Annotated in this window: 18 protein-coding genes; 2 read left to right on the forward strand and 16 right to left on the reverse strand. The window is 63.5% G+C overall.

Annotation, left to right across the window (positions count from 1 at the left end):
* The coding region (locus tag ACKODO_RS14655; protein WP_408984183.1) for an SPOR domain-containing protein at positions 1-663 on the forward strand (663 nt) is incomplete at its 5' end.
* Between the two features lie 89 nt (positions 664-752).
* Here ACKODO_RS14655 and ACKODO_RS14660 read toward each other — a convergent pair.
* The 11 genes from ACKODO_RS14660 to ACKODO_RS14710 all read right to left on the reverse strand — a co-directional run bounded on the left by ACKODO_RS14660 (position 753) and on the right by ACKODO_RS14710 (position 9256).
* Complete coding sequence (locus tag ACKODO_RS14660) at positions 753-1454, reverse strand: J domain-containing protein (RefSeq protein WP_408984184.1); 702 nt, start codon at positions 1452-1454, stop codon at positions 753-755.
* A gap of 38 nt (positions 1455-1492) precedes the next feature.
* Positions 1493-1930, reverse strand: coding sequence for a DUF1489 family protein (locus ACKODO_RS14665; RefSeq protein ID WP_408984185.1), 438 nt, complete (start codon positions 1928-1930; stop codon positions 1493-1495).
* 3 nt (positions 1931-1933) lie between these two features.
* Positions 1934-3889 (reverse strand): biotin carboxylase N-terminal domain-containing protein, encoded by a 1956-nt coding sequence (locus tag ACKODO_RS14670; RefSeq protein WP_408984186.1) that lies wholly within the window; start codon positions 3887-3889, stop codon positions 1934-1936.
* 26 nt (positions 3890-3915) lie between these two features.
* On the reverse strand, positions 3916-4551 hold the full coding sequence (locus ACKODO_RS14675) for a hypothetical protein (RefSeq protein ID WP_408984187.1): 636 nt from the start codon (positions 4549-4551) through the stop codon (positions 3916-3918).
* A 4-nt stretch (positions 4552-4555) separates the two neighbouring features.
* Entirely contained in the window at positions 4556-4906 is a 351-nt protein-coding gene (locus ACKODO_RS14680; protein ID WP_408984188.1) for a RidA family protein, read from the reverse strand.
* Positions 4907-5012: 106 nt separating this feature from the next.
* On the reverse strand, positions 5013-5771 hold the full coding sequence (locus ACKODO_RS14685; RefSeq protein ID WP_408984189.1) for an SDR family oxidoreductase: 759 nt from the start codon (positions 5769-5771) through the stop codon (positions 5013-5015).
* Between the two features lie 63 nt (positions 5772-5834).
* Positions 5835-6119, reverse strand: coding sequence for a type II toxin-antitoxin system RelE/ParE family toxin (locus ACKODO_RS14690; RefSeq protein WP_408984190.1), 285 nt, complete (start codon positions 6117-6119; stop codon positions 5835-5837).
* Positions 6116-6370 (reverse strand): CopG family ribbon-helix-helix protein, encoded by a 255-nt coding sequence (locus tag ACKODO_RS14695; RefSeq protein WP_408984191.1) that lies wholly within the window; start codon positions 6368-6370, stop codon positions 6116-6118. Before ACKODO_RS14695 ends, ACKODO_RS14690 begins: the two co-directional genes overlap by 4 nt.
* A gap of 63 nt (positions 6371-6433) precedes the next feature.
* Positions 6434-8041: a carboxyl transferase domain-containing protein gene (locus ACKODO_RS14700; RefSeq protein WP_408984192.1), complete on the reverse strand. Its 1608-nt coding sequence runs from the start codon at positions 8039-8041 to the stop codon at positions 6434-6436.
* 91 nt (positions 8042-8132) lie between these two features.
* The gene (locus ACKODO_RS14705; RefSeq protein ID WP_408984193.1) at positions 8133-8840 is read right to left on the reverse strand and encodes a glutathione S-transferase family protein; all 708 of its coding nucleotides are present in this window, start codon (positions 8838-8840) and stop codon (positions 8133-8135) included.
* Positions 8837-9256 carry a rhodanese-like domain-containing protein gene (locus tag ACKODO_RS14710; protein ID WP_408984194.1) on the reverse strand — a complete coding sequence of 140 codons (420 nt, stop codon included), beginning with the start codon at positions 9254-9256 and terminating at the stop codon, positions 8837-8839. Before ACKODO_RS14710 ends, ACKODO_RS14705 begins: the two co-directional genes overlap by 4 nt.
* 177 nt (positions 9257-9433) lie before the next feature.
* Here ACKODO_RS14710 and ACKODO_RS14715 point away from each other — a divergent pair, with 177 nt between their 5' ends.
* Positions 9434-9694, forward strand: coding sequence for a DUF3253 domain-containing protein (locus tag ACKODO_RS14715; protein ID WP_408984195.1), 261 nt, complete (start codon positions 9434-9436; stop codon positions 9692-9694).
* A gap of 53 nt (positions 9695-9747) precedes the next feature.
* Here the strand turns inward: ACKODO_RS14715 and ACKODO_RS14720 are convergent, their stop codons facing one another.
* From ACKODO_RS14720 to ACKODO_RS14740, 5 genes are all read right to left on the reverse strand, one after another.
* On the reverse strand, positions 9748-10338 hold the full coding sequence (locus ACKODO_RS14720; RefSeq protein WP_408984196.1) for a hypothetical protein: 591 nt from the start codon (positions 10336-10338) through the stop codon (positions 9748-9750).
* A gap of 1 nt (position 10339) precedes the next feature.
* Positions 10340-11512, reverse strand: a complete 1173-nt coding sequence (locus ACKODO_RS14725) for an isovaleryl-CoA dehydrogenase (RefSeq protein ID WP_408984197.1) — start codon at positions 11510-11512, stop codon at positions 10340-10342.
* A 115-nt stretch (positions 11513-11627) separates the two neighbouring features.
* Positions 11628-12959: a methyl-accepting chemotaxis protein gene (locus ACKODO_RS14730; RefSeq protein ID WP_408984198.1), complete on the reverse strand. Its 1332-nt coding sequence runs from the start codon at positions 12957-12959 to the stop codon at positions 11628-11630.
* A gap of 447 nt (positions 12960-13406) precedes the next feature.
* Positions 13407-14138 carry a GH25 family lysozyme gene (locus ACKODO_RS14735; RefSeq protein WP_408984200.1) on the reverse strand — a complete coding sequence of 244 codons (732 nt, stop codon included), beginning with the start codon at positions 14136-14138 and terminating at the stop codon, positions 13407-13409.
* A 207-nt stretch (positions 14139-14345) separates the two neighbouring features.
* A partial coding sequence (locus tag ACKODO_RS14740; protein WP_408984199.1) for a magnesium transporter occupies positions 14346-14860 on the reverse strand: 515 nt, incomplete at its 5' end.

The following is a 14860-nucleotide window of genomic DNA, read 5'->3' on the forward strand; positions in this document are numbered from 1 at the left end:
GGCCTTGCGATTTCCGGCGGCCCGCCGCCCGCGGGGGGCGCCACGACGCCGCTCGCGCTCGTGGGCACGACGCCGCGCTCGCAGGCCCTGCAGGCGATCAGCAATGCCGATCCGCTGCCGCCTCCGCGCGAGAATCGCATCGTGCCGCCGGGCAATGTGCAATTCACGAACGCCCTGCCAGCCAAGATGCCACAGGCTGACGGTGGCCAGCCGCTGCCGCGCAAGGTGGAGCAGCGCGCGCCGTCCCCCTTCTCAGCCACGGCTCCCTCCGAACCGGTGGCGTCTCCCGTCATCCCGCCGAACCCGGTGGCTGCGGCTCCCGCGCAGCGCGTCGCCGCCGCGCAGGCGCAGCCCCAGCCCCAGCCGGAGGTAGCGCCGCAACCCACGGCCCGTGCCGCAGCGGTGCCCGCTCCCGCCCGGACAGGCTGGGTGATCCAGCTGGCCGCAGCCGAGAGCGAGGCCAAGGCCCGGACCCTGCTCGACAATGCCCGCGAAAGGAACGGCCGGCTGCTGCGAAGCGCCGAAGCCTTCACCGAAGCGGTGAGCAAGGGCGGGACAGTTCTCTACCGCGCGCGCTTCGCCGGCTTCGAGGCCGATGAAGCGCAGGAAGCCTGCAAGGTGCTGAAGCGCACCGGGTTCAATTGTTTCGCCCAGCGACCCTGATTCCTGGAGCAACCATGATGGACGCCGTGGATCCCACCAGCCTCTCGGGCCTCTGGACTGGCCTCGACCACCCGCTCGATCGGCGCGGCCTAGCGGCGAGCGGCGAGCGCGACATCCTTCGCCCGGTTCACGAGCGCCGCGAGGGCCGTGGGGCCGCCCCTGTCGGGGTGCAGCCGCGCGATCAGCGCCCGGTGCGCGGCGCGGATGGCCTCCTCACCCGCGCCCGGTTCCAGCCCAAGGATCTGATAAGCCTCGTCTTCGCGCATTTCGGCGGAGGCCGCGCGCGGATCTCCGGCCCCCGCCTGCGCATCGACCTGCACGTGCTCACGCCAACCGGGTGCGCGGCGGTCGAGATCATTCAGAAGCAGCGCAAGCCCTGAGGGATCGAGCTGCGCGAGATCCTGCGCAAGCATCACGAGATCCTTGTCGGCGATCTGGTCGACGCGCTTGCCTGCGAAACGACCGGCGAGCACCTGCGCCTCGATCTCGTTCGAGACGAGATCGATGGTCACCAGCAGCGCGATGGTTCGGATCTGTGATTTCCGCGCGTTTCCGATGGGATCGAACATCTTCGGCAGCCTGAAGCCGAGCAGCCAGGCCGAGAGCGAAACCAGCACGATCGCGAAATCCCAGCGTCCCTTCATGCCGAGCGCGATTCCCACCGCGCCCGCGCCGAGGCCGGCGACCTTGCGCATGAAGGGCGAAAGGCTCTCGCCCGCCTTGCGGCCAGGGCCGAGGGCGAACCACCAGACGATCGCACCGAAAACCAGCGTGGACACGATGTAGGTCAAGGGTTCTCTCCGCGCGCTCGTCCCTGCCCCAAGGGCTATCAGAGCAGGCCCAGCGCGCGCAATTCCCGCTGCAGCGATTCCGGCATTTCCGCGAGATCCGCCCCCTGCTGCGAGAGATCGGGCGGCGCGTCCTTCTCCGTCAGGTAGCGCCAACCCTGGAAGGGCCGCACGGGGCGGGAGCGCACGGGGATCACCACCGGCTCCAGCACCAGATGGCAGCGCTGGATGCAATCCGTATCCGTGAAGGGCTCGATCGCCTCGATGCGCTGGCGGGCCGAGAGAAAACCCTTGATGACCCAGTAAAGCGAACCTCCGCCGAGGATCTCGTCCATCCGCTTCGGCGTCATCCGCGTGGTGTGGAACTGCCGGTAGGGCCGCTTCAGCCGCTGATGCAGCAGGCGGTTCTCCTCGATCCAGCTTTCGAGATCGGCGATGGATTCACAACCGACGCAGAGTTTCAGAATGTGCAGCGCCACGAATCACGCCTCTGCGACGGAAAGGATGCGCGCGCCCTGCCCCATCTGCGCCCCGGCTTCAAAGGCGATGCCCTCGACCCTGCCCGCGCGCGGCGCAAGCACGGGATGCTCCATCTTCATAGCCTCGACAATGGCGACGCGCTGGCCCTTCTCGACTCGCTCGCCCTCGACCACGAACAGAGCCACGAGCTTGCCATGCATCGGCGATTTCACATTGCCGCCGGCATCGCCGACCGAATCGTCGAAGGTGACGTCAAGGGGATCGACCATGCACATTTCGGTCTGCAGGCCATCGACAAGGATGAAATTGGTGTCGCCGGTCTCAACCAGCGTGAAGTTCCGATGGCCCGTCTTCGGGATGTCGATCGCCGCTTCGGCGGCAGCATCGAGCCGCACATCGCGCGTTTCGCCCTCCACGAGCACGCGCAAGCTCGCCTCGCGGCCGGGATGGAGCGAAAAGCCATCCGAGTTGCTCCACGGATCGGACGGCCAGCCGGAACGCGCCGAGGCGACCGCCTCCAGCCGCTCCTTCTCGCGGGCGGCGAAAGCCAGCGTGCCGACCGCGAGGGTTTCCGGGTCGATCTCCGGCGTGAGAATGCCAAGTGCCGCGAGGTTTCGGTCAATCAGCCCCGTATCGAGCTTCGCGGCGCGGAAATCCGGATGGTCGATCAGGGCCTTGAGGAAGCGCGTGTTGGTCTTGGGGCCGGCGACGACGGTGCTTTCCAGGGCAAGGCCGAGGCGGTCCAAAGCCGTCTCACGATCCGGTCCATGGGCGATGATCTTGGCGATCATCGGATCGTAGAAGGGCGTCACTTCGCCGCCTTCGGTCACGCCTGAATCGATGCGCAATCCCTCACCCGAAGGCAGGCGCAGCGCATGCAGCTTGCCGGTGGAGGGCAGGAAGCCGCGCTCGGGCTCCTCGGCATAGAGCCGCGCTTCCACGGCGTGGCCGTGGATCATCAACTCATCCTGCCTCACCGGCAGCCTTTGGCCCGCGGCGACACGCAATTGCAGTTCCACGAGATCGAAGCCGGTGATCATCTCGGTCACCGGATGCTCGACTTGCAGGCGCGTGTTCATCTCCATGAAATAGAAGCCATCCGCGCGAAGCCCCTGCGAGCCATCCGCGATGAACTCGATCGTGCCGGCGCCGTAATAGCCGACGGCCTTCGCGGCCTCGACCGCCGCCTTCCCGAAGGCCGCGCGCACTTCCCGACTCATGCCCGGTGCCGGCGCTTCCTCGATCACCTTCTGGTGGCGGCGCTGCATCGAGCAATCACGCTCGAAGAAATGGATCACGTGGCCGTGCTGGTCGCCGAAGACCTGAACCTCCACGTGGCGCGGCGCGGTGACATATTTCTCGACCAGCACGCGCGCATCCCCAAAGGCATTGGTGGCCTCACGCTGGGCGGAAGCCAGGGCCTCCTCGAAATCGACATGGCGATCGACGCGCCGCATGCCCTTGCCGCCACCGCCCGCGACCGCCTTGATGAGCACGGGATAGCCGATCTGGTCGGCCCTCTCCTTCAGGAAGGCCGCGTCCTGTATCTCGCCGTGATAACCGGGCACCACCGGCACGCCGGCTTTCTCGACCAAAGACTTCGCAGCATCCTTCAGGCCCATGGCACGGATGGCGGAAGCCGGCGGGCCCACGAAAGCGATGCCGGCGGCCGCGCAGGCCTCGGCGAACTCCGCGTTCTCCGAGAGAAAGCCGTAGCCCGGATGAATACACTCCGCGCCGGCCTGCTTCGCGACCGTCAGAATGCGCTCTGCGACGAGATAGCTCTCGCGCGCCGGGGCCGGGCCGATGCGATGCGCCTCATCCGCAAAAGCCACGAAGGGTGCCTTCGCATCCGCATCCGAATGCACCGCGATGACGCGCAAACCCATGCGCCGCGCCGTGCGCGCGACGCGCAGGGCGATCTCGCCGCGATTGGCAATCAGAACCGAACGGAACATCGTTGTCACTCCCGCCGCGTCGCCCTTCAAGGGCTTGAGGCCCGGCTCTCCTCGGTGTCTTCCCGTTTGGTATACCAGCGAAGTTTCGTCAAGATGGCGTAGACTGCTTGAAACGAGAGGCCAATCGCCAGCAGGTCCAGGGCGATTTCCGCTCCCTGGCTGTCACGGGTGCGGGCGAACAGGCTGATCGCCGCAAAACACAGGGTGATGATGATGGAATTGCGGCTCGAAAGCCAGGTCGCGGCCACCAGCGCGTTATCGGATTTCCGGAAGCGCCACATCACCCCGAGCAGCAGCAGCGCGATTGATACCATGGTAAAGCTCGACCAGCCCGCGACCCAGAATTCCGGCCGGCGCCCGGTCATGATCTTGTCCCAGAGGTCGTAAGCCGTGTGGCATCCCGCCACGAACATCACGCCGGCGATCGCGAGCGCGGCGAGGTTCTCGGCGCGCAGGCTCCGCCCGAAACAGGCGAGCGCGACGCCCCAGAGCACGACATCATAGCTCCAGTCGAACCCGTCCTTCATCAGGAACCGGTTACCGATGGCCCAGGCATAGACGATCTGCGGCATGGCGATCATCAGGATGGCGCCGATGATGATCTTCACCGCGCGGGAATAGGCGCGGTGCTCATCATCAGGATGGAGCGCCGCGCCTTTCATCGGCTCACTTCGCCGCGACCACCATGATCTCGACCTTGTAATCGGGGGTCGCGAGCGAGGCCTCGACAGTGGCGCGCGCCGGGGTGTTGCCGGGGCTCACCCAGGCATCCCACACCGCGTTCATCTGGCCGAAGGTCGAGATGTCGCTGAGCCAGATATTCGCGCGCAGCAGCTTCGATTTATCGGTTCCGGCGAGCGCCAGCAGACGATCGATCTCGGCGAGGATCTGCCTGGTCTGGCCGGTCACGTCCTGGCTGTTGTCGTCGGCGACGATGCCGGCGAGATAAACCGTGTCGCCATGCACGACGGCTTTCGACATGCGCGAGCCGGCTTCGATGCGGGTGATGGTGGCCATGGGACTTTTTTCCTTTGTGGCGGGTGAGAAAGGGACGCCCCGGCATAGCGGAGGAGCGCCAACGTTTCGAGAGGGAATTCGGCGCCTGAGGCGGTGAAATCGGCGGTCAGCCCCGGCCCACGAAGGGCATCTTGGTGGCCATCACGTTCATGGTGAGAACATTGGCTTCGAGCGGCAGGCTCGCCATGTGCAGAACGGCATTCGCCACATGCTGCACATCCATGGTCGGCTCGATGCCGATCGAGCCATTGGCCTGCAGCACGCCCCTGGTCATGGGCATGGCCATTTCGGTCAGCGCATTGCCGATATCGATCTGCCCCACGGCGATGTCGTGCTTGCGACCATCGAGCGAGCCGGTTTTCGTCAGCCCCAGAACCGCATGCTTCGTCGCGGTATAGGCTGCCGAACAGGGGCGCGGCGTGTAGCTCGAGACCGATCCGTTGTTGATGATGCGACCACCTCGCGGATTCTGCGCCTTCATCACGCGGAAGGCCGCGCGCATGCAGAAGAACACGCCCGAGAGGTTCGTATCCACCACCGCCTTCCAGCGTTCGATGGGGAGTTCGTCCCATTCCACGGGCGGAGCACCGATACCGGCATTGTTGAACACAACATCCACGCGGCCCCAGGCCTTCACCGTGGCATCGAACAGGGAATCGACCTGTTCATGGTCGGTCACGTCGGCGGGGAGGATGAGCACGTTGTCCGCCGGGAAACCCTCGGCGGTGGCGGCAAGCGTATCGACCTTGCGGCCGACGAGCGCCACCCGGTAGCCATCCTTCAGGAAGGCCTGCGCCACCGCGCGCCCCACGCCAGACCCCGCGCCCGTGATGATGGCGATCTTGACTGCGCCCGCTTCGCCCATAACCGCCTCCCCCGTGTTGTTGTTGCACGATGTCTAGGGCGGAACGGGCGCGAGGGGAATGGGCTAGAAGCTTTCCGGCCAATCGCGCGCGGCGTGAACAATGGCGAGGATTTCGACCCGGCCCTCATGCACGCGGTAGGGCACGAGATAATTCGAACCGGGCACGACCAATTCGCGCGTTTCCGCCACCCGGCCGGGGCGGCCAGCCATCGGAAAATCGACCAGACCCTCGATCACGGAGCGAAGCCTGTCACGCAAGGCGATGGCCGCGTCGGGGTGATGCTCGGACACGTAATCGGCGATCTCGACCAGATCGGCGACGGCCTGCGCGGTCCAGACAAGCTTCATTCAGCGGCCCGGGCCTTTGCCCTGAACCGGGCGAAAGCCGCTTCCACCTGTTCCGAAGAAGCAAATTCTCCGCGATCCGCCTGAGCAATGCCCTGCTCGATCTTTTCGATCTGCCAGGCCTGCTCGGCGAGATAGCGCTCGATCGCGCGGTTCACGATCCAGTTGCGCGAGCGATCCATGCTCGCGGCGAGCTTGTCCAACGCCTCGAGTTTGGCCTCGTCGTCAAAACGAACAGAGAGGGTCGCAGACATGGCTCATTCTCCAATGCTCGCATATGAGCGCAATGTAATACTTTGCGGACTCGACGCAACCCCTCACATCCTGAACACACCGAACCGCGTCTCGGGCACCGGCGCATTGAGGCAGGCCGAGAAGGCCAAGCCCAAGACACGCCGCGTTTCGCTTGGCAGGATGATGCCGTCATCCCAGAGCCGCGCGGTGGCGTGGTAGGGCGAGCCCTCCTCCTCGTATTTCGCGCGGATCGGCGCCTTGAAGGCTTCTTCCTCGGCCGCTGACCAGCTCTTGCCCTCGGCCTCGATGTTGTCGCGCTTCACGGTCGCGAGCACGCTCGCGGCCTGCTCGCCGCCCATCACGGAGATGCGCGAATTCGGCCAGGTGAAGAGGAAGCGGGGCGAATAGGCGCGTCCGCACATGCCGTAGTTCCCTGCGCCGAACGAGCCGCCGACCAGCACCGTGATCTTCGGCACAGCGGCGCAGGCGACTGCCGTGACCAGCTTCGCGCCATCCTTCGCGATGCCGCCCGCCTCATACTGGCTGCCGACCATGAAGCCCGAGGTGTTCTGCAGAAACAGCAGCGGAATGCGCCTTTGGCAGCACAATTCCACGAAATGCGCGCCCTTCTGCGCGCTTTCCGAGAACAGGATGCCGTTATTCGCGATGATGCCCACGGGAATGCCGTGGATCGAGGCGAAGCCCGTCACCAGGGTCGTCCCGTAAAGCGCCTTGAATTCATCGAAGCGCGAGCCATCGACAATGCGGCCGATCACCTCGCGGATGTCGTATTGCCGCTTGAGATCGGTCGGCACGAGGGCTTCGAGTTCGCCCGCGTCGAGCACGGGATCTTCCGGCTCGCCGAGCGCGATATCCGCCGGCTTGCGGCTGTTGAGATTCGCCACGGCGCGCCGCGCCAGCGCCAGCGCATGCCGGTCATCTGCCGCGTAATGGTCCGCCACGCCGGAGCGGCGGGCATGCACATCCGCGCCGCCGAGATCCTCCGCCGAGACCACCTCGCCCGTCGCGGCCTTCACCAACGGAGGGCCACCGAGAAAGATCGTGCCTTGCTTCCGCACGATGATGGTTTCATCCGACATCGCCGGCACATAGGCCCCACCGGCCGTGCAGGAGCCCATGACCACCGCGATCTGCGGGATGCCCAGGCCCGACATCGTCGCCTGGTTGTAGAAGATGCGGCCGAAATGTTCGCGATCCGGGAACACATCGGTCTGGTGCGGCAGGTTCGCGCCGCCGCTATCCACGAGGTAGACGCAAGGCAGGCGGTTCTCGCGGGCGATTTCCTGGGCGCGCAGATGCTTCTTCACGGTCAGAGGATAGTAGGTGCCGCCCTTGATAGTCGCATCGTTGCAGACCACCATCACCTCGCGGCCTTCGACGCGGCCGATGCCGGCGATCATGCCGGCGCCGTGAATATCACCCTCATACATGCCGTGGGCGGCCAGCGCGCCGACCTCGAGGAAGGGCGAACCGGGATCGAGCAGGCCCATCACGCGGTCGCGCGGCAGCAGCTTCCCACGGGAGACATGCCGCTCGCGGGCCTTGCCCGGGCCGCCGAGGGCCGCGATGCGACGATTTTCGATCAGCTCCGCCCGGAGCTTCGCCCATTCCCGCGCATTCAGCTCGGATTCGGGGGCGGAAGGGTCAAATTGCGAGCGAAGAACAGCCATCGAAATCCTCGGGAATGGCGGAAGCCAGAGTGGTATACCACTTTCTGGCTCCCCTTATTCACGGTTCCCCGGCGAGTTTCAATGGCGAGTTTCAGCGGCTCGAACGGATTTTGTCGATGTTGTCGACATCATCGATCTTCCAGGGCTCGGCCACGGCCGCCTGGTACCATTTCTGGAAGGCCGGCAGGCGGTAGATCGCCTCGATGTAATCATGCGTCGTGCGATCGACGGAGATTTCATACGAGCGAAGCCGCGTGCAGAGCGGGGCGAACATCGCATCCGCCGCGCAGAACTCACCGAAGAGGAACGGGCCGCCGGCGCCATATTCGAGGCGCAGCTGCCGCACATAGCCGGCGAAGCGCATCACCTCGGCCTCGGCGGCCGAGCTCAGCCGGCGCGAGGATTGCCGCTTGAGGTTCATCGGCAGGTGCTGGCGCAGGGCGTGGAAGCCGGCATGCATCTCCAGCGCGAGCGAGCGGGCGATCGCGCGGACTTCGAGATCCTCGGGCCAGAGCTTCGCCTCGGGGTGTTTCTCGGCCGCGAACTCGATGATCGAGAGCGATTCCCACAAAACGAGATTGCCGTATTTCAGCGCCGGGACGAGGCCCGTGGGCGAATATTGCTGCAATTGCTGTTTCGTGTTCGCGTGGCCCAGCGGCACCAGGATTTCCGCGAAGGGAACGCCCTTGGCCGCCATGGCAAGCCACGGACGGAGAGACCATGACGAATAATTCTTGTTGCCGATGATGAGCGTGAGCTTGGGCGGAAAGCGCGGCGGAACGGTCGCGTTGGTCTTCATGGTTTCTCCCCAGTCAAGGGTTCCGGAAGCTGAACGGGCGCGCCAGATTTCTTCCAGGCCCCGAACCCTCCCTCGATATGGGCGACGGGCTTGAGGCCCATTTCCTGGGCGGTTCTGGCGGCAAGCGCCGATCGCCAGCCGCCAGCGCAGAAAAAGATGAACGTCTTGTCTTGCTGAAAAACCGGCTTCGCATAGGGGCTTTCGGGGTCGATCCAGAATTCGAGCATGCCGCGCGGACAATGGAACGCGCCGGGCAACCTGCCCTCGCGCTCGAGTTCGCGTGGATCGCGCAGGTCCACGAAGACCACATCGCCCTGCCCGTGCATGGCGCGGGCTTCTTCCACGCCGAGCGTACGGATCAGCGCGTTCGCCTCTTCCAGCAGGGCCTTGTAGCCCTTGGTGATGGTCTGCGGCATATCCCCTCCTGGCCCCGCGAATCGAAAGCCGAACGTGCCGAAGAGTGCGTTTTCCGGCCCGATTGTGCAACGCGGCCATGCGTAACGTCTTGAGGCCCGGTGCATGGGGCAGATCGCATTGACCAGTCGGCAAACGCGGCGCAAACGGGCACCCGACGCCGCAGGGGATTCGGGCCGATGAGCGACACCATGATCGAGGAAAAGCTGCTGGCGCTGGCCGCCGAACGCGGGCCGGAAAAGACCTTCTGCCCGTCCGAAGCGGCGCGCGCCCTTGGCGGCCCGCACCCGGATGGCTGGGGCCCGCTGATGCAGCCCGTGCGACGCGAGGCCGTGCGCCTGGCGCTGGCTGGCCGGCTGGTGATCACCCGCAAGGGCAAGCCGGTCGACCCCACGGATTTCAAGGGCGTCTACCGGTTGAGCCAGCCACGGAGCGAGTGATCAAAAACCTCGTAAAGTCGCGAGGCCTTTATAGAGCGCCTAAGCTATCAAAATCAATTTTTAGGATAAACAAAAACGATATCTCTCAACAACAGATATATTGAAGGAAAATTAGCCCTCGATTTCTCACAGGCAGCATAGAAACTCGACTCAATCATTTTATTATTATAGTATTTGAAATTACTATGATTGAAATATATCAAAAGATTTATTTGTGCATTATAATTTTTTGATTTTTTCTTGTTTATGATGAAAATTAATTCATCGACTAAAATTTCCTCCGTAGGATCCCAGATAACATCCTCATCTAATTCCTCTTCGAGAAATTTATTTTTGTCATGATTTAATATTCGCGACAATTTTACTGCAGTTCTTTCTGAATTTGCTTTAAACTCAGTTATTCCAATTAGAATTTCTTGATTGCTCTTGACGATAATCCCATCTGGTGGGTCTTCTTTTAATAGACGACACCAGTTGGCACCCTGCAAAACTGCAAATTTTCCCAGAAGCCAAGCTTCTCGCCTCCAAGAGCCACCACTTTCAACAAGAAATCCATGTTCATTAAGCTCTTGCCTCAATATGTCGGCTGCCTTAACAAACATGCTTGGCTCGCGGTAGTCTTCAAACCAGCTTCGATCCTTCACCTCACGCCCCCTTCGCGAAGAGCTCCCGGCCGATCAGCATGCGGCGGATTTCGGATGTGCCGGCACCGATCTCGTAGAGCTTCGCATCGCGCAGCAGGCGGCCCGTGGGATATTCGTTGATGTAGCCGTTGCCGCCCAGAAGCTGGATCGCGTCGAGCGCCAGCGCTGTCGCCTTCTCCGCCGCGATGAGGATCGCGCCGGCGGCATCCTCGCGGGTGGTCTCGCCCCGGTCGCAGGCCTTGGCGACCGCATAGACATAGGCCTTGCAGGCATTCATCGTCACATACATGTCGGCGATCTTGCCCTGCACGAGCTGGAATTCGCCGATTGCCTTCCCGAACTGCTTCCGCTCATGCACGTAGGGCAGCACGATATCGAAGGCCGCCTGCATGATGCCCAGCGGGCCCGCCGCGAGCACCGCGCGCTCGTAATCGAGGCCGGACATCAGGATGTTCACCCCCTTGCCTTCCTGGTCGAGGCGGTTCTCCTCCGGCACCTCGCAATCCTGGAAGACGAGCTCGCCCGTCTCCGAGCCGCGCATGCCGAGCTTGTCAAGCTTCTGCGCGATGGAAAACCCCTTGAGGCCCTTCTCGATGATGAAGGCGGTGATGCCGCGCGGACCAGCATTCACATCCGTTTTCGCATAGACGATCAGCGTCTCGGCGGAAGGACCGTTGGTGATCCACATCTTCGAGCCGTTGAGGATGTATCGGTCGCCCTTCTTTTCGGCGCGCAGCTTCATCGAAACGACATCGGACCCCGCGCCCGGCTCGCTCATCGCCAGCGCGCCGAGATGTTCGCCGGAAATGAGCTTCGGCAGGTAGCGGGATTTCTGCTCCTTCGAGCCCCAGCGGCGCAACTGGTTCACGCAGAGATTGGAATGCGCACCGTAGGAGAGCCCCACCGAAGCCGAGGCGCGTGAGATTTCCTCCATCGCCACGACATGATCGAGATAGCCGAGGCCGGTGCCGCCATCCTCTTCCGGCACGGTGATGCCGTGCAGACCAAGCGCGCCCATTTCGGGCCAGAGATGGCGGGGAAACCAATCCTCGCGGTCAATCTTCTCGGCGAGCGGGGCGATCTTGTCCTGCGCGAAGGCGGCGACACTCTCCCGGATGGCATCCGCGGTCTCGCCAAGATCGAAATTGAAGCCGCGCGGGCTGTTCGCGAGCATGAGATCCTCCCCAGGAAAAGCCATCAGGATTGGTCAGTGTTGCTGACCTAATTACACCCTCCTCGGGCAAGAGGCCAGAGGGTTTCGATGGAGAATACGGGCGGGATCGCGCCCGTCAAATCGCGCGGAGGCGTTGGGAGAATCGTTCGACAGCCGCCGTGAGCGTGGCGGTCTGCGCTCCGAGTTCCTGCGAAAGCTGCCGCAACTCATCGGAAGTTCCGGCGGAGCCGAGAATGACCTTGCGGGTTTCCTCGGAGGTATCCGCGATGAGGTTCGCGCGCCCCACCGCGGCCTGCATCATCTGGGCGATCTCGGCAGTGGCATTGCGCTGCTGGCGCACGGCCGAGCCGATGGTTTCCGCCATGCTGGCGCTGGTTTCCAGCTGGTTCGAGACCGAGGCAATCGCATCGGACGACCGGGCGACACCCTCCTGGATGGCCGCAATCCGATCACCGATATCCTGCGTAGCCTGCGCGGTCTGGTTTGCGAGAGTCTTCACCTCGGAAGCGACAACCGCAAAGCCTTTGCCGGCCTCCCCAGCCCGCGCCGCCTCGATGGTCGCATTGAGCGCGAGGAGGTTGGTTTGTTCCGCAATCGCCTTGATGAGGCCTGCAACCGTGCCGATGCCGGCGACGGCCTGCACGAGATTGGTCACCTCGCTGCGGGCCGATCCGGATTTCTCCACGGCCAAACGCACGGCATCAAGGCTGGCAGCAATGGCGCGGTCAATCTCCTCAATGGAGGAGGTCAGCTCATCGGACGCCGCAGCAGTCGCCACGAAATCTCGCGTTGCAACAGCAATTTCAGAGGAGGTCTTCACGGCGCCCTCGGCGGCCGTGCGGACGGCGATAGCCGTATCGGAGGAAGCAGCTTCCACCTGCGCATTTGCATCATGGATCACCTGGGTCAGCGCATCGACGTCACGCTGGAAATCGGCCACGGCCTGGTCAATCGTTTCCTTGCGGCGAGCGAGTTCGGCATTCGAGCGGATCTGGTAGAGGCCGAAGACGCAGAAGACATCCATGAACATGAGGTTCATAGCCTTCACGCATTTCTCGGCGATGCGCGGCCCGACAATCGGCACTTCCGCGCCGATCTGCTGGAACATCGTGCGGAGCACATACAGCGCCACCGACACATGCAGGCGAATGCCGAGCGCGGTGTTGAATTCCTTCTCGATGGTCTCGTCCAGCATGTTGTAATAGTTGTCATTCATCCCTTGCCGGATAAAGACGTCGACCTGCTTCGCAGCCTGCGGTGCCGCCACGTCGAATTGCTCGAGAATGTTCTTGTAATAGTCGAGGGTGCCAAGGTCATCGCGAAAGCGTTTCACATCGCCTGCAACCGTGCCGCCGCTCTTGGCCAAAAGCGCCTGAGCCAGCTTCCAATCATCCGGCGTGACGCCATACAGCGCGGCGCGCGCGGCATTCTGATCACGAAGTGACATGGCTCTCTCCAACACTTTTCTCGGCGTGGGAGCAAAAAATCCCATGGTGGCATGAACATTCTGTAAAGCATGCCGGCTGAGGCCCTGTTAACCGTTGCGCCGTTCTGCCCCTCCGGTTGGAGGGTTGGAAAGAACTCGCGCCAAACTCGCACGCATCCGCCGATAGGCGTGGCGTTCGCATGCCCGAGGCGGCGCGGGTCACCGGGAAGAAGCGCCCTCAGATCGAGTGACAGGGGCCGGTTTCCATGCACGGGATGAGGAGCGGCAACCCGGATCTCCAGAGCCGATCCCGCCCGGCTGCGTCGCGGCGTCATGGCGCCCGGAAAACCCTTCGCGGATGAGGAAAGGCGCCGCCCCCTCCGCAGGACCTGCCCGACATCATAGGGCCTTCAAGACATCACAGGACCCGCACGATGCGAAAAAACCAGCCGCAACAGCCGGGAAAGCTCAGCGGATGACGTGCTGGCGCCGCAGATAGGCCTGCCATTCCGCGCGGCTGCCGGTGAAGGCATTGCGATCCACCGGTCCCCTTATGCCCGGCACGCGCCCCGTGGTCGTGTATTGCCAGAACAGCCAGTCACGATTCTCGTAGCGCTCATGCGGCTCGGCGGCCACGGACCGTAGCCAGTAAGTGTAGTCCTTGAAGTGGCCTTCCAGCACATCCGCGTGAAACGGAATGTCCGTGTAGATGATCGGCCGCTTGCCTGTGTGTTTTTCCATCGCTTTCAGCATCGTCGCGATCTTCCTGCGGGCGAGATCGGGGTCGATCTTCTTCGGACAGGTGCGCGAATGGCCGTTCCATTCGACATCGAGCACCGGAGGCAAGGCGTCCTTGTCGTTCGGCACGTTCTTGATGAACCAGTCAGCCTGCTCATGGGCCGGGCGGCACCAGAAAACGAAATGATAGGCCGCGCGGGGGATTCCATGCGCCTTCGCCTGCCGCCAGTTCTCGTGGAACCGCTCGTCGAGATGGTCGCCCCCCTCGGTCGCCTTGATGAAGGCGAAGGCCGTGCCCGCGCGCTTCACCTCGGCCCAGTCGATCTCGCCCTGCCATTTGGAGACATCGATGCCATGCACGGGGAAGGAATGCGCCTTGCGAACGCCTTCATGCGGCTTGGCATCGCTCTTGAGCGGATAATGCGCGCGCTCCACGGTTCCGGCCGCGGAGCAGGCGGTCATCAACAGCGCAACGACGCCGAGAACGGCCGCGCGCCAGTGTGCGGGAGGAGGAAAAAGGCGGGACACGAAGCGAACCTCTTGTCTCGAAACAAGCTTTGAAAACATTCCGACCGGAATGGCAGCAATGCGGCGAAAAATGTTAAATGCTTGTTCAGAATTGGCTTCGAGGCGGCCTGAACGCGAATTGGCGTTAACAAGGCCCTAATCTCAGGACAGCCCGAACCACAGGGTCGCAACGCCCAGGAAGGCGAAGAAGCCGACCATGTCCGTGACGGTCGTGACGAAAGGGCCGGAAGCCACCGCCGGATCGATCCCGATCCGGTCCAACGCCAGCGGCACGAGCACGCCCGCGAGGGCCGCCGCGATCAGGTTCACGATGATCGCAATGCCCATGACGAGGCCGAGATCGACGGAGTTGAACCACACGGCCGCAACCGCGCCCATCAGCAGTGCGAAGGCGAGGCCATTGAGCAGCCCGACGCGAATCTCGCGCGCCACGAACCGTCGCGCGCCACTCCCGCCAAGCGCACGCGTCGCCAGCGCGCGCACCGCGACCGTCATGGTCTGGGTGCCCGCATTGCCGCCCTGGCTCGCGACAATGGGCATCAGCACCGCAAGCGCCACCATCTTCTGCAGCGCACCCTCGAAGAAGCCGATGACGGCGGATGCAAGGATGGCCGTGACCAGATTCACGAAGAGCCACGAGAATCGCCGGCGCGCGG

Origin of the sequence: Rhabdaerophilum sp., from assembly GCF_046092605.1 — a bacterium.
Lineage (GTDB): Bacteria > Pseudomonadota > Alphaproteobacteria > Rhizobiales > Beijerinckiaceae > Rhabdaerophilum.